Annotated in this window: 20 protein-coding genes, 1 pseudogene and 1 riboswitch; of the genes and pseudogenes, 9 read left to right on the top strand and 12 right to left on the bottom strand. The window is 70.7% G+C overall.

Annotated features, from left to right (window positions below; genetic code table 11):
• Positions 1-101 precede the first annotated feature (101 nt).
• From AC0NH5_RS31765 to AC0NH5_RS31755, 3 genes and pseudogenes are all read left to right on the top strand, one after another.
• Positions 102-716, top strand: a complete 615-nt coding sequence (locus AC0NH5_RS31765; protein ID WP_474410515.1) for a dihydrofolate reductase family protein — start codon at positions 102-104, stop codon at positions 714-716.
• A 615-nt stretch (positions 717-1,331) separates the two neighbouring features.
• Positions 1,332-2,957: a methyl-accepting chemotaxis protein gene (locus AC0NH5_RS31760; RefSeq protein ID WP_474410514.1), complete on the top strand. Its 1,626-nt coding sequence runs from the start codon at positions 1,332-1,334 to the stop codon at positions 2,955-2,957.
• A gap of 128 nt (positions 2,958-3,085) precedes the next feature.
• Positions 3,086-3,365 (top strand): annotated as a pseudogene (locus tag AC0NH5_RS31755) (transposase); the annotation flags it as partial.
• 85 nt (positions 3,366-3,450) lie between these two features.
• Here AC0NH5_RS31755 and AC0NH5_RS31750 read toward each other — a convergent pair.
• Both AC0NH5_RS31750 and AC0NH5_RS31745 read right to left on the bottom strand, forming a co-directional pair.
• Entirely contained in the window at positions 3,451-5,316 is a 1,866-nt protein-coding gene (locus tag AC0NH5_RS31750) for an AfsR/SARP family transcriptional regulator (RefSeq protein WP_474410513.1), read from the bottom strand.
• 73 nt (positions 5,317-5,389) lie between these two features.
• Entirely contained in the window at positions 5,390-6,184 is a 795-nt protein-coding gene (locus AC0NH5_RS31745; protein WP_474410512.1) for an ArsR/SmtB family transcription factor, read from the bottom strand.
• A 100-nt stretch (positions 6,185-6,284) separates the two neighbouring features.
• Here AC0NH5_RS31745 and AC0NH5_RS31740 point away from each other — a divergent pair, with 100 nt between their 5' ends.
• Positions 6,285-6,968 (top strand): helix-turn-helix transcriptional regulator, encoded by a 684-nt coding sequence (locus tag AC0NH5_RS31740; protein WP_474410511.1) that lies wholly within the window; start codon positions 6,285-6,287, stop codon positions 6,966-6,968.
• Positions 6,969-6,973: 5 nt separating this feature from the next.
• Here AC0NH5_RS31740 and AC0NH5_RS31735 read toward each other — a convergent pair whose 3' ends face one another.
• Genes AC0NH5_RS31735 through AC0NH5_RS31725 form a run of 3 tightly spaced genes read right to left on the bottom strand, consistent with a single transcriptional unit; the run spans position 6,974 to position 10,439 of the window.
• On the bottom strand, positions 6,974-8,542 hold the full coding sequence (locus AC0NH5_RS31735) for a class I SAM-dependent methyltransferase (RefSeq protein ID WP_474410510.1): 1,569 nt from the start codon (positions 8,540-8,542) through the stop codon (positions 6,974-6,976).
• A gap of 56 nt (positions 8,543-8,598) precedes the next feature.
• Positions 8,599-9,261 carry a DNA alkylation repair protein gene (locus tag AC0NH5_RS31730; RefSeq protein WP_474410509.1) on the bottom strand — a complete coding sequence of 221 codons (663 nt, stop codon included), beginning with the start codon at positions 9,259-9,261 and terminating at the stop codon, positions 8,599-8,601.
• Positions 9,252-10,439: a glycosyltransferase gene (locus AC0NH5_RS31725; protein WP_474410508.1), complete on the bottom strand. Its 1,188-nt coding sequence runs from the start codon at positions 10,437-10,439 to the stop codon at positions 9,252-9,254. Before AC0NH5_RS31725 ends, AC0NH5_RS31730 begins: the two co-directional genes overlap by 10 nt.
• A gap of 151 nt (positions 10,440-10,590) precedes the next feature.
• Here AC0NH5_RS31725 and AC0NH5_RS31720 point away from each other — a divergent pair, with 151 nt between their 5' ends.
• Positions 10,591-11,292: a DUF998 domain-containing protein gene (locus AC0NH5_RS31720; RefSeq protein WP_474410507.1), complete on the top strand. Its 702-nt coding sequence runs from the start codon at positions 10,591-10,593 to the stop codon at positions 11,290-11,292.
• Between the two features lie 4 nt (positions 11,293-11,296).
• On the opposite strand, the gene AC0NH5_RS31715 is transcribed toward AC0NH5_RS31720, so the two are convergent.
• Together AC0NH5_RS31715 and AC0NH5_RS31710 are read right to left on the bottom strand one after the other, a co-directional pair.
• On the bottom strand, positions 11,297-11,428 hold the full coding sequence (locus AC0NH5_RS31715) for a hypothetical protein (RefSeq protein ID WP_474410506.1): 132 nt from the start codon (positions 11,426-11,428) through the stop codon (positions 11,297-11,299).
• 441 nt (positions 11,429-11,869) lie between these two features.
• Complete coding sequence (locus AC0NH5_RS31710; RefSeq protein WP_474410505.1) at positions 11,870-12,106, bottom strand: alpha/beta fold hydrolase; 237 nt, start codon at positions 12,104-12,106, stop codon at positions 11,870-11,872.
• Between the two features lie 73 nt (positions 12,107-12,179).
• On the opposite strand from AC0NH5_RS31710, the gene AC0NH5_RS31705 reads away from it, so the two are divergent.
• On the top strand, positions 12,180-12,872 hold the full coding sequence (locus AC0NH5_RS31705) for a winged helix-turn-helix transcriptional regulator (protein WP_474410504.1): 693 nt from the start codon (positions 12,180-12,182) through the stop codon (positions 12,870-12,872).
• Between the two features lie 108 nt (positions 12,873-12,980).
• Here the strand turns inward: AC0NH5_RS31705 and AC0NH5_RS31700 are convergent, their stop codons facing one another.
• From AC0NH5_RS31700 to AC0NH5_RS31680, 5 genes are all read right to left on the bottom strand, one after another.
• Complete coding sequence (locus AC0NH5_RS31700; RefSeq protein WP_474410503.1) at positions 12,981-13,493, bottom strand: hypothetical protein; 513 nt, start codon at positions 13,491-13,493, stop codon at positions 12,981-12,983.
• 39 nt (positions 13,494-13,532) lie between these two features.
• Positions 13,533-14,111, bottom strand: coding sequence for an N-acetyltransferase family protein (locus AC0NH5_RS31695; RefSeq protein WP_474410502.1), 579 nt, complete (start codon positions 14,109-14,111; stop codon positions 13,533-13,535).
• A gap of 16 nt (positions 14,112-14,127) precedes the next feature.
• Positions 14,128-14,241, bottom strand: a riboswitch (SAM riboswitch).
• Positions 14,242-14,280: 39 nt separating this feature from the next.
• Positions 14,281-14,955, bottom strand: coding sequence for a maleylpyruvate isomerase family mycothiol-dependent enzyme (locus AC0NH5_RS31690; protein ID WP_474410500.1), 675 nt, complete (start codon positions 14,953-14,955; stop codon positions 14,281-14,283).
• 73 nt (positions 14,956-15,028) lie between these two features.
• Entirely contained in the window at positions 15,029-16,609 is a 1,581-nt protein-coding gene (locus tag AC0NH5_RS31685; protein ID WP_474410499.1) for a lysyl oxidase family protein, read from the bottom strand.
• Positions 16,610-16,756: 147 nt separating this feature from the next.
• On the bottom strand, positions 16,757-17,263 hold the full coding sequence (locus AC0NH5_RS31680) for an 8-oxoguanine DNA glycosylase OGG fold protein (protein ID WP_474410498.1): 507 nt from the start codon (positions 17,261-17,263) through the stop codon (positions 16,757-16,759).
• Between the two features lie 223 nt (positions 17,264-17,486).
• Here AC0NH5_RS31680 and AC0NH5_RS31675 point away from each other — a divergent pair, with 223 nt between their 5' ends.
• The 3 genes from AC0NH5_RS31675 to AC0NH5_RS31665 all read left to right on the top strand — a co-directional run.
• Positions 17,487-18,791 (top strand): choice-of-anchor B family protein, encoded by a 1,305-nt coding sequence (locus AC0NH5_RS31675; protein WP_474410497.1) that lies wholly within the window; start codon positions 17,487-17,489, stop codon positions 18,789-18,791.
• Between the two features lie 74 nt (positions 18,792-18,865).
• Positions 18,866-19,687 carry a hypothetical protein gene (locus AC0NH5_RS31670; RefSeq protein ID WP_474410684.1) on the top strand — a complete coding sequence of 274 codons (822 nt, stop codon included), beginning with the start codon at positions 18,866-18,868 and terminating at the stop codon, positions 19,685-19,687.
• Positions 19,688-20,579: 892 nt separating this feature from the next.
• Positions 20,580-20,751: transposase (locus AC0NH5_RS31665; RefSeq protein ID WP_474410683.1), on the top strand; the 172-nt coding region annotated here is incomplete at its 3' end.

The raw sequence follows: 20,751 nt of genomic DNA, 5'->3' as shown, positions 1-20,751 counted from the left end.
GATCGGATGTCGCGCCGACGTTCGCGATCTCCTTACGCCGGCCGTACAAAAAGCACGGCGCACGGCGATGAGTTCCGGCGGCGAACCGGGTCTACCACGGCATGACCCGAATCATCGCTGACATCTCGGTGTCCCTCGACGGCTTCGTCACCGGGCCCGATCCCGGCCCGGACAACGGGCTGGGCACCGGCGGCGAAGGCCTGCACACCTGGGCGTTCTCCGCCGACCCCGAGGACCGCCGGATCCTGCGCGAGGCGACCGCCGCCTCGGGCGCCGTCGTCCTCGGCCGCCGGCTCTTCGACCTGGTCGACGGCCCGACCGGCTGGACCGACGAGACCGGGTACGGCGCCGGCGAGGTCGGCCGGCCCGCCTTCGTCGTCGTCACCAGCACACCGCCGGAGTCGGTGCGCCTCACCGACCTGGACTGGACGTTCGTCACCACCGGCGTGCCGGACGCTGTCGCCGCCGCACGCGCTCGCGCCGAGGCGGCGTCGGCGGCGAGCGGCAAGAACCTCGACGTGGTTCTGATGGGCGGCGGCGCCACGATCCGCGCGGCGTTCGACGCCGGTCTGGTCGACCAGCTGTCGCTGCACCTCGCGCCGGTGCTGCTGGGCGCCGGGACGCCACTGTTCACCGGCGCGGTGCCGCGCACGCTGATGCAGCGCAGCGTCACCCCGACCTCGACCGCCACCCACCTGATCTACGACGTGGCCTGACCGGCCGGCCCTCCCACGGCTGAGTAGCTGTCTCTCTACCTGTTTCCGCAGGTAGCGGCATTTTGCGGCCGGTGTTGATCGGCTACAGCGTTCGGTGCTGCGTCACGGTGACGTCGCACCGAACGGCTCGGGGGGTGAAATGATGCTGGCGACGTCAGCCTCGCCGAGACAGGACAGCGGTCCAGCTGTGCTCGCTGCCGTAGCAGCTCAGGCAAGAACCCGCCGGTCTGACACAGGGCTGACAGTGATGCGGCACAGGCCTTCGGGCCGATCACTACCGGGTTCAGCCGGGCGGTGCGGCGCGGTACACCTGAGGCGGGGTGGTAAGGCGTACCGCGTCGCACCGGAACCGGTAGTGACGCAGACCCCCTTATCGGCTCTCGAAGCCCGCGGATGAGGTTTCCGCGGGCTCAAGCTGGGCGGTACCGGCCGGCTCGGGGCGACTCGAACAGCGACGATTCGACGCTGTCGGACCACCCGGCGACCGTCGCGGCGCTCACCCGGTAGGTAGAGGTGCCGATGAGAAGGGCGCGGGAGGCGGGGGCCTGACCGTGGGGTGCCGGCGGGCTGCGTTCCGCGGGCGCCTGACACATGTCATGAGAGAGACCGATGATTATGGCAGTGGTTACCAGCGGCGGCACGCCCGTGGCAAAGGGACGGTTCTTCGCCGACCTCAGCGTCAACGTCAAAATCCTTACGGCGATCAGCATCGGTGTGCTGGTGGCGATCACGGTGGGGGTCGTGGGGCTGCTGGCACTGAGCGAAGCGAGCGCGTCGGCACAGATGATCTATTCCAGCAACGTGGCGAGCGTCAAAGCCGTGGGGGACATCAAAGCGGCAATGGCGCAGGCGCGGGTGGATCTGGCCAACCAGGCGATCTCCACCGACGAGGCCTCCCTTGCCAAGTTCGAGAAGGGTTTCGCCGCCGATCTGCAGGCCGCCGACGCGGGATTCGCCGCGTACGCGGCCAGCAGCCCGGCCGGCGATCCCGCCATGGTCGCTGACCTGCAGTCGACCTGGCAGGCCTATGTGCAGATCGCGCAGGGCAAGCAGCTGCCGGCCGGTAGGGCAGGCGACCTGAAGGCCTGGCAGAGCACCCGCAACACCGAGATCGTCCCGCTGTTCGCCAAGATCAACCCGGCCCTGGAGACTCTGGCAGCTACGGAGAACGCCGACGCCGCGAAGAACGCCGGCACGGCGAAGACGGGCTACGAGTCCAGCCGCACGATCTCCATCGTGCTGTTGACCGTCGGGTCTCTGCTCGCCCTGATCCTCGGTGCCTGGGTGGCCCGGCAGATCGTGCGGTCGCTGGGCAAGGTCAAACACGTCTGTGACGGCCTGGCCGCCGGTGACCTCACCCGCACCACCGGCCTGACCGCACGCGACGAACCGGGAATGATGGGCCGCGCCCTGGACGAGGCGATGGTCCGGCTGCGCCAGACCGTTTCCACCATCAGCGGGTCCGCGACGTCACTGGCCGGCGCATCGGAACAGATGTCGAGCACCGCGCAGCAGATCGCCGCCTCCGCGGAAGAGACCACCGCGCAGGCGCAGACCGTGTCCGCCGCCGCAGAGGAGATTTCCCGCAGCGTCAGCACCGTCGCGGCCGGCAGCGAACAAATGGGCGCCTCGATCCGGGAGATCTCGCAGAACGCCAGCGAAGCCGCCCGGGTAGCCTCCGACGCCGTCACCCTCACCGCGGCCACCTCCGTCACCATGAGCAAACTCGGCACCTCGTCCGCCGAGATCGGCAACGTCATCAAAACGATCACCGCGATCGCCGAACAGACCAACCTGCTCGCGCTGAACGCCACCATCGAGGCGGCCCGTGCCGGCGAACTCGGCAAAGGCTTCGCCGTCGTCGCCAGCGAGGTCAAGGATCTCGCTCAGGAGACCGCCCGCGCCACCGAGGACATCGCCCAGCGAATCCAGGCCATCCAGACCGACACCGGCGGCGCAGTCGCCGCGATCACCCAGATCAGCGAAGTGATAGCCCGGATCAGCGACTTCCAGACCACCATCGCCTCCGCCGTGGAAGAACAGACCGCCACCACCGCCGAGATGAACCGCAGCGTCACCGAAGCCTCGACCGGCACCAGCGACATCGCCCAGAACATCACCGGCGTCGCCGAAGCCGCCCGCCTCACCAGCGAAGGCGTCACCCAAACCCAGCAGGCCACCTCCGAACTGGCCCGCATGTCCACCGACCTGAGCGCCCTGGTCAGCAACTTCCGCTACTGATGCCGGCGCGACGCCGGCGACCGTAGTACTGGCACGTGGGGCGTCAGTAGACTGACCAGCGGTGCCGTTGATTTTGGGCTGAAAGCTACGACCGGGCCGGCAACGCGACGTGGTGGTGCGGGGCCGCCCGTGCGGGCTGGCAGGAGCGTGCCGGTCACTACTTGCGCGGGTTGATGCTGGACGGTCGGCGTAAGTCGATCCAGCTGATGGCGGCTCGGTTGGCCGGGCCGCATGAGCAGGCGTTGAACCATTTCGTCACCAACAGTCCGTGGGATCCGGCGCCGGATCGCCGAGCGTGTCGATGCGGTGCTCACGGGTGCGGCGTGGGCGATCGATGACACCGGGCTGGTCAAGTACGGCACCGCGTCGCCGTGCGTGGCGCGGCAGTACACCGGCACCGCGGGAAAAGGTGACCCGCGAGCGCGGAACGGTCCCCCCACCCGATCTTGAAGTAGCGAGACAGGCATGGCGTACGACCGGACGCGTGCCCTGCTCAGCCGCGCGGGAGCTGGTGGCCGTAATCGCGGACCACCTGGGCGGCCATCGTCATCGTGCGTGGTGAGGCGCGCAGCAGGTCGTCGTCGCGGAAGCTGAACGCGAACAGCCCGCCGGCCACCAGCCGCGACAACGCGTCCGGGGTGAAGGTGGCCCGCAGGTCGGTCTCGTAGACGTCGACCGGGTCGTCGTGCGGGCCGAAATAGGAGACCATCACCGGACCGTACGCGCCGAGCACCTCGACCATCTGCCGGATGTCCTCGGCGTTGCCCTTCTTCTCGAAGGCGTTGAAGCTCTGGAAGTCGGAGGCGCTCATCGCCTCCACGAAATACTGGAACATCGACAGCCCGGCGCCGATGTCCGGTTCGTCGTACGAAGCGGTCCAGCCGTCCCAGTTCAGCGCCACCTTGGCGTTCGGCGCCTCGTCATGGAACAGCTCCAGCGTCTCGAAGTACCGGTCCTTGAGGGCCTGGTAATAGAGCGTGGTGGCCACGTCGGCCAGATAGCCGGTGTTCGCGCAGGCGAGTTTCTGCAGGCCGTGGAACATCGAGATGTACAGCGGCGGGCCGTCGGCCCGGCCGCGGAAGGCGCGCGCGAGCCGGCGCATGTCGGTGAGGAACTCCGCGGACAGCGGGTACGGCTGCCCGCAGGCCCGCCCACGACGGGTCTCGATCGACGTGCCGTCCTCCCAGGTGGCGACGACCACGTGCACGGCCCGTCCGGAACCGTAGATCCGCGGGATCACGTCGTTGCGCCAGTCCTCGTACTGGTTGAGGTCGTCGGGGCCGTGGTACCAGGTGGTGACCATGCCGATGCCGGCCTTTGCCAGCGGGGAGCGCTCGGCGTCGATCGCGTTGGGGCCCAGGCCGAACAACACCCGCGGCCGCACCGCCGTGGTCAGCGCGGGCAGGGCCGGCTCCGGCGACGGCACCGACGACCCGCTCAGCGATGCCAGCAGGATCACCAGCAGACCGACGAACACGGCACGGGTACGCCTCCGGCGCGCCGGTGCCGCGACGGCGGCCGGCGTAGGGCGTACCCGATGAGGCGTGTCTGAAGGGGTGGCAGGCGCGGCCGGGAGTGTCGGCGCCGCGGCCGGGAGTGTCGGCGCCGACGCGGTGTCGGAGAGCAGGGTCCGGTAGATCTCCTGGAGCCGGCGGCCGGGCTCGGCGCCGAACTTGTCCAGCAGGGTCTGCCGGGCCTGCTCGTAACTGGCCAGCGCGTCGACCTGCCAGCCGGCCGCGCGTTGCGCGAGCAGCAGCCGTTCCCACACCGGCTCGCGCAGCGGGTCGTCGCAGAGCGCCGCGCGCAGCAGCACGATCGCCTCGGTGGCGTCGCCCTGCTCGAGCAGGGCGTCGGCCAGGCAGTACCGGGCGGTCCACCGCGTCTCGTCCAGCTGCCGCGCGGTGACCACGTCGACGATGTCGTCGTCCGGCAGGCCGCGCCACAACGCCAGCGCGCGCCGCTGCAGGCTGACGGCTTCCCCGGGCCGTCCGCCGGCGAGCGCCTCGACACCCTCGCCCACCAGGCTTTCGAACAGGTCGAGGTCCAGCTCGCCGGGCCGGACGGTCAGCCTGTACGCGCCGCGCCCGCCGGCCAGCCGTTCGCCGTCGACATCGGACGGCAGCACTTTGCGCAGCTGGTGCACATACGTCTTCAGGCTGCCGCTGATCGAGCGGGGATAGCCGGCCCGGTCCCAGAGCGCCCCGGCCAGGTCCTCGACCGGCACCCAGGTGTTGCGGTGGCGGAGCAGGGCGGCCAGCAGGCTCCGGCGCTTGCCGGGCGGCAGCGGATCAGCCGGCCTGCCGGAACCGTGCACGGTCAACGGCCCCAGGGCCGCGAAGACCGGTTCGTCCTGTGCCACATCTCCCCCTCGTATCGGCCCTTATGAATACACCTTAGGGGGGCCGGGAGAGCGGGGGGACCGCGGACCGATATCAGTCCAACTCGTCGCGGTGCAGCAGCAGCGCCCCCTTCGGGCGCAACCGGTGCGCCACCGACGGACCGTGCCGGACCGTCGTGATCAGGCCGGCCTCGCGCAGCACCCCGGTGTGGTAGCTCGCAGTGGCCACCGAGATCCGCAGCCGGCCGGCCAGAGCCGACGTGCTCAGGCCCTCGGCCGCGGCGGCCAGGACGGCGGCGCGGGTCGCGCCCAGCAGGGCTGCCAGGGAACCGGCCGGCTCCCGCGCCGGCGCGGGCGCCCAGAGCGTGGACGCGTCGATCGGGAACACCAGCACCGGCGGCGCCCCGGCGGCCTGCCGCACCGTCGGGGCCTCGGCGAACACCGACGGGAGCAGATGCAGGCCGGACCCGTCCAGGAACACCTCGACGTCCGGCCCCGGCACGGCGATCCGCAGCACCGGACGCCGCCAGGTGACGTCCGGGTGCAGCGAACTCAGCATCCGGTCCGGCCCGGCACCCGCGAGGGCGTCGGCCGTGTCGGCCACCGCCCGGCAGATCCGCGTCCACCACGGGCCGAGCGCCACGCGGTGATAGTCGCGGGCCAGCCGGCCGACCTGGTCCCGGTCGCCCGCCACGCCGCCGTCCCCGAGCGCGAACGGTGCGGTGAACAGCCGGGCCCGCACCTGTTCGCGCCACACCGCCAGGCCGGGCCGGTCACCGGCGCCTTGGAGCACCCGGAGGCTCAGCAGGATCTCGCCGGCCGGGTCAGGCTCCCGGCGGACGTGGACCCGGGGCGGGCCCGGCTCGGTGAAACGCAGCAGCAACGCCATGGCAACCATGCTGGCCACCCCGGTGACTGCCCGGTCATCTCCGCGTGAATTCCCAGGTCAGAGCGGTTTAGAAGCTGCTCGAAAGCCATTGTCGCGGCCCGTGGGCACGCCGATGCTGGACGGGACGCATCCGCAACGGGAGGAACCCGCCATGCCCGCCGAGCCGACCGTCCTCACCACCCCGGCGACCGTCGACGCCGCCCTGACCACCGCGACACGCGAGGTGCTGATCACCGGCGCCGGCTGGCGCGGCTGCGACGCCACGCTCGGCCGCGCCGACCGCGACAACCTGCGCCGCGGGGTGCGGTACCGCGTGCTGGTCCCGGAGAGCGTGCACGACCACACGCCCACCCGCCGGCAGCTCAGCCGTCTCGACGGCGACGCGCAGGTTCGTACGGTGCCGGTGGTGCCCGCCGGAGCAGCCGTCATCGATGCGAAAGTGGCGCTGTTCCCGCTCGCCCGGTCCGCCGACGGGGTCGCGCTGATCGCGCTGACCGGCGTGGTGGACGCCGCGGTGGCTCTCTTCGAACGGCTGTGGGACGGCGCCGTCCCACTGGCCGGCCACGACGCTGTGGACGGGCGCGAGCGTGAACTGCTCGCGCTGATGTCGACCGGCCACACCGACGAGTCGGCGGCGGCCCGGCTCGGTGTCTCGGAGCGGACGGTCCGCCGGATGATGTCGGCGCTGATGGCCCGGCTGGGCGCCCGCAGCCGGTTCCAGGCCGGCCTGCGGGCCGGCGATCGGGGGCTGCTCCCGCCGCCGGGGCCCGCCGGCGGCTTCTGAGCAGCTCAGCCGTTGCGGGGGCGGCGGGCCACGACGAGCAGGTGGGTGGTCGGCCAGTCGAGCGGGTGACCGTCGAGGTCGGCGAGGGAGGCGACCGGGGCGATCCGGTTGTCGATGATCCAGTCGTTGCGGACCGGGGTCGACGCCGGGTCGAGGTCGAAGCCGGCCTCGGCCAGCAACTCCGTCCACTCGGCGTAGGACAGGCCGCAGAACTGCTCCTTCGTCTCGGACAACCAGTTGTCGACGTAGTCCTTGCGGGTCAGGAAATCCATCGCGGCACCCAGCTCGAGGCGGACCGTGCCGTCGCCGAGATCGTCGAACGTGACCGGGAACGCGAAGTCCGCCGCGAACTGGTCCAGCCGGGCCCGGGTGGACAGGCCCGACACGTACCGTTTGACCTCGCCGGAGTCGAGCCCGGCCAGGTCACGCCGCGGTTGGGCCGGGTTGGCGCCGTCCTCGGCGGCAAGGGTCAGCAGCACCGGGCGGCGGCGCTCGTCCGGCCCGCACACGTCACTGTTGATCCAGACGCCGCCGGGCGCGGTGTGGTCGAAGATGCGGCGGGCGAACTGCAGCAGGGACTCCCGCTGCCGGCCGTACGACCAGATCTCGTGCGTCAGCGCGAATGTCAGCGTGGTGTCCACCGACCGGTCCGCGAAGATCGCACCGCCGAGGACGTTGCGCTGATAGAAGTACACGTTGGCGTTGCGGAAAACGCCCTGGGCCTTCTTGTGTACGCACTCGGAGTACAGATGCCGGGCCAGCTCGACCCCGATCAGGTCGCTCTCGTGCAGGCCGGGCTCCCGGTCGGCCAGCTCCAGGACGGATCCGGCGCCGCAGCCGATGTCCACGATCCGGCCGGGCCGCACGTGCTGCCGGACCGCGGCCCACTTGCGCTCGGCCGCGTCGGCGAACGCCTCCACGTAGGTGCGGTAGTCCCGCGTCGCGGTGAGCCCGCCCTCGTCACCGACGAGCGGGTCCTCGACCACGGTCCGGACCGTGTCGGCCAGCCGGTACCGCTCGAAGACGTCCAGGGTCGCCGGGTGGGCCAGCTTGCGCCAGCTCTCGTCGCCGGCGGCCAGGCGCAGCAGCACGTCCCACGGGCGCTCCGGGACCGTCCGCAACCCCGGATCCGCCTCCACCGGCGCGATCGGGAAGCCGAGCCGCTCGTACAGTTTCGCGACCTCCGGCGTGGAGCACGCCACCACGGTGTCCGCCGGCGTGAGCTCGATCCCGGTGGCCACCGCGATGCTCTTCAGGGTGACCTCGGCGAACGCGTCGGTGGGCGCGGTGTCGAAGATCGGCACGACCAGCGAACGCAGCCCGCTGAGCAGGCTGAACCGCTCGATCGCGGCCTCCCGCCGGTGGTACGGGACGGGGTTGCGCCGGGTGTTGTCGTGGTTGGCCGACGTGACCGCCCACACGATCGTCGCTCCGCTGCCGGCGGCCAGCCGGTGCAGATAGTCCGCCTGGAAGCTGGTCAGCAGATGGTGCCGGCCGGGGAACAGCACGAAACGTGGTGACAGGTCGATCGGATCCCCCAGGGCGTACCGGTCCGGACGGCGGTTCTTGATCATAGCGTCGGGGCAGCGGCGCCGCCCTGCTCAGGGCGAGGGTGTGTGGCGACCCGGGTTCACGTGGGCTGGAGATGGGTGCGCGCCACCCGCAGCGTCGGGCGGGTCATCTGGTGGCCGTGCTCGGCCAGGAAGGCGGACAGCCGTTGCGGGTTCACCTTGCCGACGTCACGCAGGGCGGTGCCCACCGATTTGAGGATCAGCGGCTCGGGATCGGACAGCAGCAGCCGGGAGATGGCCAGCGCGTCGTCCACCTCGTTGTTGCGGATCAGGAAGAACGTCGCGGTGACAGCGGTCCGCCGGCGCCAGCGGTCCGGGGAGACCGCCAACTCGTAGAGCGGATCCCGGGGCTTGTCGAGGAGATACCAGCCGACCACCCGCGGCGCGGCCCGGTCCACCAGATCCCAGTTGTCGATCCGATCGTGGTTGTCGATGTAGGTGTCATACAGGGCGCGCCGGTCGGCGTCCAGCCGGCGCGCCTTGAAGTCGAGGATGCTCACCGCGCCGACCCGGGCCTCGTAGAACGGGCTGGCCAGCAGCCGCACCACCTCGGACAGGGGCGCGAGGGTGAAAGCCCGCGCCGCGTCGAAGGTGATCTTCATCCGGATGCCCATCACCTCGGTGCCGGGCCCGGTGTGCAGATATCGCTGGATCTTGGTGCGTTCGGCCTCGTCGCTGTGCGGTCGCAGAGTGTCGAGAAAGGCTTCAGCAGTCAGGGACACCCCGGCAGATTAGTGGCCCGGCCACAGTCGGGACCACCGCACAGCCGGCACGCCCGGTCGTAAACCTCCAGCAGGCGACGCAGGAAAACCTCCGGAGGGTACGCCGACGCAGCCGTCACGCCGTCCCGGATCACCCTGGCCCGCAGAGCCTCGTCGGACAGCATGCGCACCAGGGCTCCGGCGAACGCCTCGGGCTCCGGGGCGCACGTGAACCGCCCGGGCCCGGCGGCGCCCGGCCGGACGGCCAGCTCGGGATCGGCGACCACCACCGGCAGCCCGGCCGCTTCGGCCTCGGCCAGCACCAAGCTCTGGGTGTCCGTGCCGGAGGCGAACGCGAGCACGTCGGCGGCCCGGTAGAAGCGGGCGACCTCGTCGTGCGGCACGGGCGGATGAAGGTCGACGTGCCCGGTCAGGCCGAGCGCGGCGATGCGGCGGCCCAGGCGCCCGCGCTGCCGCCCCACCCCGAGCAGGACCAGCCGGGTGCCCGGGCGGGCCGCGCGCACCCGGCTGAACGCCCGCAGCAGCAGCTCCGGGTTCTTCTCGGCGGTGCCCCGGCCGACCGACAACACGCCGTTCCCGCCGGTGCGCGCCGGACCGCGCGCCACCGAGGTGACCGGTGTGGGCAGCACACAGACCTCGGCGGCGGCCGGGGAGAAAACGGCGAGCCCGGCCGCCGTCTTGGCCGAGGGCGCGATCACCACCGCCGTCCGCGCGAGCATCGCCCGGCCGAGCTCGACCAGCCGCCGGCGGCGGACCGCACCGGGCCTGGTCAGCTCCAGGAACTCCCGCGGCGACCAGCCCAGCCCCAGGCGCCGGGCACACCAGGCGGCGCCGGCCGGGATCTCGGCGAACAGATCCGCGTACGCCAGCAGGTCGGTGTGCCAGGTCACCACCAGCGGCACACCCCAGTCGGCCGCCGCCCGGAACCCGGTCATCCCGACCGGCCCGGTGGTGTGCGCGTGCACCACATCGGCCGGCCGCGGCGTGAACGGCCACGCGACACGGACCTGCCGGAACGGCACCGGCACCGACGGCAGGTCGCGGCTCGGCAGCGGGCCGGGGCGGTAGAGATCCACCTCGTGACCGGCCGACCGCAGCAGCGCCACGGTCAGCTCCGCCGACCGGGTGACGCCGTCCGGCCGCCCGGAATGGCTGTCGCAGAAGTGGGCGATCCGCACGGTCGCGTCACGGACGTCGTACGCCAGAAGGAATGCCCTGAGCCGGCATGCCGACATCCTGCCCCGCGCGGCGCCCGGTCTTCCACCCCGTTCTCCCACCCGCTTCCTCACCGCGCCGGGCATCCGGCCGTAATCTCGGCGGATGAGCCGGGTGCGACGAACACTGCCGGCTTTCGGTGTGCTCGCCGCGGTGCAGATGATCGTCGTGAGCACAGTGGACGGGCTGACCCGGCCCGGGTACGACGCCACGCGCAACTGGGTCAGCCAGCTGTCGCTCGGGGCGGACGGCTGGCACGGCACAGTCAACCTGGCCACCTGCGGCCTGTGGCTGATCCTCTGCGCGGCCGGGCTGCACCGGCGAGTGGCGCTCCTGGTCCTGTGGTGCGGGCTCAGCCTGGTGGCGCTCGCCGCCGTCCGCACCGATGCCGGGCTGGGCTTCCCGCCCGGCGTGCCCGAGGAACACACCGCGCGCGGGCTGATCCATCAGCTGATCGCCGTCACACTGGCCGTCGCCGGCATCGCGGCGGTCGCCCGCATCGGCCCGCCCCGGGCGGCACGGGTGGTCGCGGGTGTCATGACGGTGTCGTTCGTGGCAGCGACCGTGCTGGTCCTGCTCGACGACGGCGGGGTGCTGCCGGGCAACCCCAGCGGGGCGCTCGAACGGCTTGTGCTGTTCATCGGGTTCGGCTGGATCGGCCTGTTCAGCGGCCGGGCAGCCACGGCTGCCCACCTCAGCCGGACCGGCCTGAGCAACGACTGCTGCCCCGCCGACTCGGTCTCACGCCCCGGTGCCTCCTCCCGCGGCGGCGACTGCAGGAGGCCGCCGTGCGGCTGTGTCGAGCCCACCGGCTGACGCGTCAGCCGGCGAAGAACGCGCTGAGAATGGGGCTGAGCACGGCCGGATTGGCCACGTGGCCCTCGACCTCGAGAGTTTCCCGCCGGGCGCCGGGCGTCGGGCAGAGCGGCGGCGGCAGCGTCTGCCGCCGCACCGAAGAAGTCGACGGGAAGCCCGGCCATCTGCGGGTCGACCGCGATGCCAGTGGTCAGGAGCACCGGCTGCCGCACCATCGCAAGGCGGTCTGCGGGCGGCGGGCCGTCACCGAGACATGCCGCGTCGTAGCGCAGCGTCGGTGCCAGCGCACGGAGCGCGGGCCACACCGGAGCGGCCTCGGCGCCCGCGACGTCCTGCTCGGAGCTTCCGGCGAGCCGCATGAACAGCCTGAGCGCCTGATCGCGGTCGCCGGCGTCGAGCGCGGCGTCGAGTTGGAGCCGGTACGCCTGCCAGGCGGAGATCATCGCGGCGTCCACCTGGTACGGCACCTCGTGGACGGCGATCCGGTCGACGGGAAGTCCCGCGGCGGCCGCCTCCAACGCGAGCGCCCCTCCGGTCGACGCCCCGAACAGGTGCGCCCGCCCTCCGGCGGCGTCGATCACCGCTGCCAGATCGTCGAACTCCCGCTCGACGGCGTAGGCCGGCCGTCGCCGCTGTCGCCGCGGCCACGGCGCCGGTAGTCGACGACGGCGAAGCTGTTGGCCAGGTACTCGCCCAGCGGGCGGTTCTCCGTGCCGTCGTCCAGGCCGCCGCCGATGAGCACCAGGGCAGGCCCCTCGTCGCTGAGCCGGTCGTAGCCGATCGACGTGCCGTCGGCTGAGTTCACATGCGGCATCCCGAGCTCCCTTGGTTGGCGTAGCTCCTAAACTAGGAGCAACTGGTGTCAGAAAGCAAGGTACGATGTGCGCATGCGGAGCTATCGGGATCTGTGCGGCATCGCCAGAGCGCTCGACGTGGTCGGCGAACGCTGGGCGCTCCTGGTGGTGCGCGAGCTGCTGTTCGGGCCCAAGCGGTTCGCGGATCTGCATCGTGGACTGCCCGGCATGAGCCAGAACGTGCTGACCCAACGACTGCGCGAGCTCGAGGATTCCGGCGTATTGGTGCGGCGGCGCGCGCTGCCCCCGGCAGCCGGGCTGATCTACGAACTCACCGACCGCGGTCGCGCACTCGAACCGGTCCTGCTGGCGCTGGGAAACTGGGGCAGCCCGCTGTCACCGCGGCCGGACTCGGCCGAGGAGCTCAGCCCGGATGCGCTGATCGTGGCGCTGCGCACCACCTTCGACGCCGCCACGATGGGATCTCTGCGCGGCACCGTCAAGCTCCGGCTGCCCGGCGACGCGTTCCTCCTCACGGTCAGCCGAGGCGGACTGGATGCGATCCGTGGCGATGCACCCGCCGATGCCGCCCTGACCTCCACCGTGCGCACCGTGCAGGACCTCGTGTTCGACCGGCGTGAACTCGACGATGCCGTCCGGAGCGAGGCCGCAAGCGCCGAGGGCGACCTGCGGCTGCTGCGCCGATTACTGGCCGCCTTCGACGACCACCGCGAACCCGTGGCGGACGCGGCGCGGCCTTCCGAGGGAAAGCTGCGCGATGACTAGACCGGCACCGGGAAAATCGCCGACTGCATGTCGGCGCCGGCGAGCGCGAGCGCGATGACGAAATCCGGCACGCCCACGGCACGCGAACGACAGCACGAGGCGGCGCAGTCATCGGGCTGCTGAGGCCGCCCATTCCTCGGTCCACCGGTAACGGCTCAGACCCGCGGCAGCGAACTCGTCGACCTGGTCACCCCGCTGTACACCCAGCCGGCGCAGCATGACGTTGACGGCCGAGTCACCATCGTCTCCCACGACCGAGTAGTGGTCCTCAGCCTCCTCAGCAGAGGTCGCCGTGAACATCGGCCCCCACGCGACCGTCCCGCCTCGCCAGGCCACCGCCGCATGGAATCCGCCACCACCGAAGAACTCGGTATGCAGGTAGGCCACATCGCCGTACAGCGAGTGGCGACTCGCCCATTCCGCGAGCCCTTTCGTCAGCTCGTAGAACCCCTCAACGGGCTCCCCATCTGCCGCCGCCGGCACCACGCTCGCCACGATTTCCGCGGTCAGCGGCAGGAGCGCCAACCCGCTGCCCGCGGCCAACGGCACGGTCGGCAACGCCGTTTCACGCAGACGTTGCGGGGTGAATCTCAGGAGCAGTGCCTGCAGATTTCCGGCCACGCCCCCAGCGTATCGGCCGTCGCCGGGACAGCCGCACGCTCATGCCGCCGTTCGCGCCGCGGCGCCGGCCAGGCGTGTGGCGTCCGGCCAGGCCATCCGGTACTTGCCGGGAGTGCCGTTGAGCAGGGTGGGATCGCCGCAGGGGGCGGCGGCGACGCCCGTCTCCACCCGGGTGCCGCCGCAGGCCGCGTAGAACCTCTGGGCGCGAGTGTTCTGCTGAAGCACCCACAGGTGCAGCGCGGGAGAGCCGGCATTGGCGAGAACCGCGCGGGCGGCGTAGGCCATCAGCTCGGTCCCGATGCCGGTGCGGTGCTCCGAGTGGTCGACGTGGAGGTTGTCGATGAGGCTGCCCCACCGCGGATCCGCGTCGAACACCACGTGGACGAAGCCCGCCAGACGGCCGTCGCGTTCGGCGACGATCGTGGCGGTGCCGGTGGGGGACGCCAGGCGCGCCGACCACACCGCGGTGCGCTCGCCGAGCAGGTCCCCGTCGAGATAGGTGTCGGCGTAGGCGCCCCGGTAGTGCCGCCGCCAGCTGTCGGCGTGCAGCGCGGCGATGCGACCGGCGTCGGCGGCTCCGGCGGGGCTGAAGACGACGGGTGCAGAGGGATGGGGCATGGTGACAGGCTCCTCGACTGGCGGCTTACCGGGCGCGATCGCGCCGGCCAGGTCGTCACCCGGGGCACCCCGCCCGCGAGCGGAGGGTTGCCGGCCAGCAAGCCGGGGCTGTGCGCTGGCACTCATGACCTTCGCCGCAGAATCTAGCACCGCAGCCACGGGTGCGGGGTCACGGCACCAGCGGGCCGCGGAGGACCGCCTGCGCCGCGTCGTGGTCCCCGGACAGGCTGATCGAGGACAGCGGCCGCCGGTTCCAGAGGGCCAGCAGGAGGTTCTCGGCGGTGCCGCTCAGCGTCGCGACCGGCTCGCCCGGACCCAGGTCCCACGATTCGCCGAGGTCGGTGGCGGTGAAGCGGACAGCCGCCGGGAGTTCGGCGGTTCGGCCGAGACGCACCTGCCGGGGCACGAAGACGTCGACGACCTCGGCGATCCCGTCACCGCACAGTATCGGGTCGAGCCGGCTGGAGATGCCCAGGGCGTGCTGCGCGTCCCACCGGTGCACGAGCGTCTCCAGGCAACGGCGCCGCCTCCAGAAGCCGACGGTGTGCGGCGGGGCGAACGTCCAGGCCGGCGTTTCCGGATCGGCCGCCAGTACGTCGGTGAGGGTTCGCGCGGTCTCGGCGAACCACGGGGCGATGTCGGCCGGCGCCGGCCGCGACCGGTATTCGCCGTGTCGATGGGTGACAGCTGTCGCGGCCCACAGATTCTCCTGCCCGAGGTGCTCGGCCAGGTCGCGGAGGGTCCAGTCGCCGCAGTGCTCGACCGGGGCCGACAGGTCCGCGCTCAGCAACCCGTGGAAGACCGCCAGTTCGTCGCGCAGAATCGCCAGGTGATCAAGCGTCATGGCGGGGACTCTATCGGCGCGGCCGTCCGGGCTCGGAGCACCGCGGTGCTCCGAGCCGGGAGGTGAGCCCCCGTCAGCCGGCGATACCGTGGACCTTCGGCACTGTCAGGGTGCGCTTCTTGGCCGTACCCCCGATGATGATCTTTCGGTATGCGATGTTGTTCTTGGTGCTCAGCTCGGCCAGCCGGTTCGACGGGTTGGCCCGCACCTGGATGTAGTAGGTGCCGTTCTTCACCTTGGTGATGTCGAACGACTGACCGGGCCGGTCCTGGCTGTACGTGTCACCGTTGCCGATGTCCAGCACCTCCCGCACCGCCACCACGGTGTTCGCCCCGCACGAGGTGGCCAGGTCGGTGTTGTCCGGCCGCCACTTCGCGCCCTTGATCGTGTAGTCCACCGCGTCGGTGTTGGCCAGGCAGAACGCCTCCTTGCCGCTGCGCACCGACAGCTTCTTGTCCGCGGTGACCAGGTTGTACTGCGCGAAGTCGGTGAAGTGCCAGTGCAGGTGCCCCTCGCGCGCGTCCCACTCCATGGTGCCTGCCTTCTTCGAGCCGACCTGCTTGCCGCTGGCGTCGAAGAAGTACTGGTACGCGTCCATCAGGTCGGTGCCGGTACGCCGGAAACCGTCCACCAGCAGCGGCGAGCTGCCCGCGTTCCACACCGTCGCGCCGAAGTTCACGTACCACTTGCCACCCTCCTCGGAGAGCGAGATGCCCCAGGCGGGCAGCGACTTGAGGTCCGGTTTCGGCCCGGCCGGTACCTTCTTCAGCGACGTCGGGATGCTCGCCGCGGCCCGGAACTCCGGCCGGTACGACGACACCTGCCGGCTCGCGTCGCCCTCACCGGTGTGCCGGTCGTGGCCGCCGGCGGCCAGCGCCGCCACCGCGTGGTCGACCTGGGCGTCCGCGGCCTTCACCCGGGACAGGCCCTCCTTGTCGATCTCGACGTCGACCACGTTGACGGTGACCTTCGCGGTCGCCTTCTTCGCCGGGATCCCGAAGATCTTCCGGTACTTCGCGGTCACCGTTGCGGTGGCCGTGTACTTGCCGGCCTTCAGCTTCGACAGCCCGTTCGCCGACCGCGGCTGGTCCTCCACCGTCGCGTCCCAGCCGGCCTGCACACCCCACACCGCACCGAGCGTGAACGGATTCTCGCCGCCGCACCGCGTCGGGTAGGGGTTGGTGGCCGGCGCATCCCGCCGGGTCCGCCCCGAGGCCCCCGAATTACCGCAGAACGAGGTTTTGTACGACGTGACGACCTTCCCGGCCTTGTCCTTGATGGTGATGGTCGTGAAGTCCTTGAGCCCGGCGAAGTCCTTGACCGTCCCGGCGGGCAGCTTGACCTGCGTCTTCTTGCCCTTCTTCAGGACCGTCCGATAGGCCGTGATCGGCTTGTCGTAACCGGTGCGCTTGGCCCGGATCTCGAACGGGACCTTGCCCGCGATCACGTGCAGGCCCAGGTCGAAGGAGACGTAGACCTCGCCGTCAGAGGCGTAACGCTCCGCCGTCACCGTCTTGGCGGCGGCCACGAAACTGAGTGCGGGCGGCGCCGCGGCGGCCTCGGCGGCGCCCACACCGGCCCCGGTCAGCAGCAACGCGCCGATCGCGGTGCCGACGACGGGCCAGCGACGCCGGCGCTTCTGCGGATTGGTCATGATGGTCCCCCCAGTCGGTCGGCCGGGTGGTGGTCCGGCCGCGTTGAGGACATCCCACGCCACCGGCTGTGAGGACCCTGTGAGGTCGCGAAGCCTTGGCACTAACCGGTGACTCAACCACCGGCCGCGAAGCCGGGCCGGATTTGTTCACTTGTGGGCGAAGAGCCATTGCTCGATCTCGTCGGGCCAGACCTCCGGCCCGAGGTATTTCACCGCGGTCCGCCGATCGTGCGGGAAGAGGATCGCGTAGGCGTCTCTCAGCGAATGATGGGCCTGGCCGCCGGCCGCCTCGAGCGCCTGCCGCGCGGCCGGGAGGTCGGCAGCCACCGATTTCAGCCGTTGGCGGCCCAGCCGCGGCTTCGTGCCGGTGCCCCAGGCGAGTGCGTACCAGAGACGGCGCAGCGCCGCGTCGGGCAGATCCGGGTCCAGCGCGAAGATGTCGCGGCGGCTGATGCTCGCCCGACCGTCCACCACCTCGCGTCCGTCCCTGACGCCGGTCACGGGTCCGCCGGGGAGCCGCAGGTCGGCCAGTTGGGTGTTCCACCAGCCGACGTCGACGCCGAGAGGCGCGCTCAGCATCGCGGCGCGGCCGGGGCACCCCGGGACGCGCCAGACGTCGGGGAGAGGAAGTTCGTCGACGTTCGTGACCGGCATCGCGATCGCCCTTCGCTCGGAGTTGGCGGAACTGTATCGGGCCCGGGCGTGGCTTCGATAACGCGCTTCACATCTGCCCTGCGTTATGGCCGACATATTCAGTCACAAATACATTTCTGGTCAATATTGACGCTGGTCGAATTGCTGCTTAGCGTTCAGGCACGCACCCGGCGCGGGCAACACCCTGCCCGTGCCGACTCCTCCGCGCGAAAGGGCGTCGACCATGCTCCGAGGAGTACGTCGCACCACGCTTGCCGTCACCGCCATGCTGCTGCTCGCCTTCGCGGGCCCGCCGGCCACCGCGCACGACCCGGACACCCCGGAAGGCAAAGCCGAACAGGCGGAGTTGCTCCGCATCTACGAACCCACCTGGCGCAGCGGCGAACGCCTCGCCGGCGCCCCCGTGACCTGCGTCAACGGCATGGCCGACAAATACCCGTGCAAGAACGTCGACCTGCTCAGCTTCCTGCCCCAGTCCGCACTGGGCGGCGGCGGCTCGTCGAGCATGTGGTACTGGACCGACTCGCGCGACAGCAACGAGTACATCCTGTACTGCCGCTCGAACGGCGTGTCGTTCATCAACGTCACCGACCCGGGCAACCCGCGATATCTCGGGAACCTGCCGGCCGCGAATGGTGTCAGCTCCTCCTGGTGCGACATCCGCACGTACCGGAACTACGCCTACATCGGCAAGGACTCGGTCGCGCACGGAATCCAGGTCTTCGATCTCAACAAATTGCGCGGTGTGACCACCACGCAGACGTTCACCGCGGACGCCCGCTTCACCGGCCTGACGAACAGCCACACACTGTGGATCAACCAGAGCACCGGCTTCCTGTACGTCTCCGGCGCGAACACCTGCCGCAAGGGCCTGACCATCTACGACATCAAGGCGCCGTTGAGCCTGAGGCAGGTGGCGTGCTACGACCGTGAGGTCTACTCGCACGAGTCGGTGGTGGTGAACTACGCCGGGCCGGACACCCGGTTCACCGGGCGCGAGATCGCGTTCAACTACACCGGCCAGGGCAAGCGGTTCCAGATCCTCGACGTCACCGACAAGGCGAACATCCGGGTGCTGTCCAGCGTCACCCACCCCGGCGCCAGCTTCATCCACCAGGGTTTCGCCACCAGCGACTACAAGCACATGATCGTCAACGACGAGACGATCAGCACCCGTGGCGGCAGCCCCGACTTCGTCTACAACATCGAACGGCTCGACGCCGCGCGGTACGTGGGCAAGGACGTCGCGGTGCGCGGCGAGTTCGTCAACCACAACGGTTACACGGTCGGCAACCGGCACTTCCAGGCGTCGTACCGCGGTGGTCTGCGGATCCTGGACACCACCTCCGTCGCCTCGGCCCGGCTGCCCGAGGTCGGTTACTTCGACGTCGACCCGGCGTCCAACGCCAGCGGTTACAGCGGCAGCTGGATGGCCCTGCCGTACCTGAAGAACGGGGTGGTCGCCGTGCAGAGCATCGGCGTCGGCCTGTTCCTCGTGCGGCCCACCGGCACGGCGGCCGTACGCTGACCGGTCAGCCCGCCGGCGCGGACCCCACGGTCCGCGCCGGCACCGGCCTCCGCCGCCGCCACCTCACGGCGGTGATGACTCTCGTCGGGTTCCTCGGCGCCGCGTATCTGTTCGCCGACAGCCGCGGCCCGGCCGCCGCCCCACCACCGGCGCCGGCCTCGTCGCCGGTCACCTACAACAGCGACGGGCTGTCCGACTCCTACGACGGCTTCCGGGCCGAGCCGCTGGTCCTGCCCACCGAACGCGGGCCGGGTACGGTCTCACTGCGCGTCACCGGCCCCACCGGCACGGCCACCGACTTCCAGAAGATCCACACCAAACCCATGCACATGTACGTCCTGCGCGACGACCTGTCCGGCTATCAGCACCTGCACCCCGAGGTCGTCGACGGCGCGTGGACGGCACCGGTCACCATCACCGACGGCGGCGCGTACCGCGCCTACATCGAGTTCGTCCCGCACGGCCGTCCCGCCGGCGCCGAACCCACCGTCCTCGGCGTGCCGTTCGTCATCGCCGGCGACACCACGATGGTCCCGGTCCCGGCACCGCAGGCGCAGGCCCGCTCCGGCCCGTACGTCGTGCGCCGCCTCGACGGCACCGCCGACCTGACCTCCGGCACACAGACGGCGCTGCAGTTCCAGGTGCTGCGAGACGGCCGGCCCGCAGTGCTGGAACCGTACCTCGGCGCGTACGCCCACCTGTCCAACTTCGAGGTGCGCACCCAGGGCCTCAAACACCTGCACCCGATCCCGACCGGCGCGGCCGGCGCCGCACCGGCCGACGGAATCCTGGCCTTCCACGCCGCCTTCGCCGAACGCGGCGACAAACGGATGTTCCTCCAGTTCCGCGCCGGCGGTGTGGTCCATCAGGTCGCCTTCACCCTCTTCACCACCTGACCGTTCCGCCCAAGCGCCCTTCACTACCTGACCGTCCCCACCCAGCGCCGTGGAACATCCGGCTGACTCGAGGTCTTCCGAGCCGCCCAGCGGAGTCCGCCGCACTTGGCTGGGGTCCTATGGTTGTCGGGCTCCAGTTGATGCGTTACGCATTCCGGGTCAGATGATCCGTGACAGCTCCGGCTAGAGCGACGTTCGTCGCGAGCCCACAGAGCTGTGTCTTGGGTGGCACTCGACGGTCGGCGACTCGCTCGTGAGGAGACCGGCCCCGTCTTAGGCGTTCCGGAGGCGTGTCGGCACGGCGGGTTGTCGTTAGCAAGCCTCTTCGATCACGAGCATGACGTTGCGGTGTTCGTCGCGGAACTCGGCTAACCGGAACTGGCTGTGCGGTGGAGCGAAAGCCACCGAAGTAGCGATCCACGCGTTCTATCAGCGCTATCTGTTCCCGGCCGGTGACCTCTGTCGGATCCGGGCCGTAGGCGTACAAGACGCGCACGTCGGTGCGCTTGAGCAGTCGGCGTAGCACCCGATCGGGGAGTTGTGCCCGTCCTCCTCGGATGTGCCACTCGGTGCCGTTGTCATCGGTCCAGTGGCCGTCCTGGATCGGTTGTGGCCAGGGTTGCCCGTCGGGCCGGTTGGGTTCGCCGCCGGACTGTGATTCCTGAAGGCGGTCGGCGAACGAGTCGGCTCCCCGGCGTTCATGGGGCATGGTCGCCATGCTGACAGAGATGTGGCGGGCGGCCTCCAGGCTCTAGGGCACGACAGCGAATATCGGGAGTGGATGCCTTCCGCCGGGCGATTCGGGTTTGGGGACCTTAAGAGCTCCTAACACGATCTGCTGAATCGATGTTGATCAGCGTCACGACGCGAAGATCGGTCTCGTTCGCTGGTCGTGGCCAGGCCGTGGGATGTTAATGACGACTTGTGGGCGCTGATCGAGCCTCTTCTGCCGCCGTGGCCGGAGAAAGCGCCCGGGCTGAAGCCGACCCCGGACCGGGCCTGCCTGCAAGGCATCCTGTTCGTGCTGCACACCGGGATCGGCTGGGAAGACCTGCCGCAGGAAC

This window comes from Actinoplanes sp. 13 (assembly GCF_056134165.1).
The sequence above is the reverse complement of the archived record's forward strand: the minus strand, read 5'-3'. Positions and strand labels throughout refer to the sequence as shown.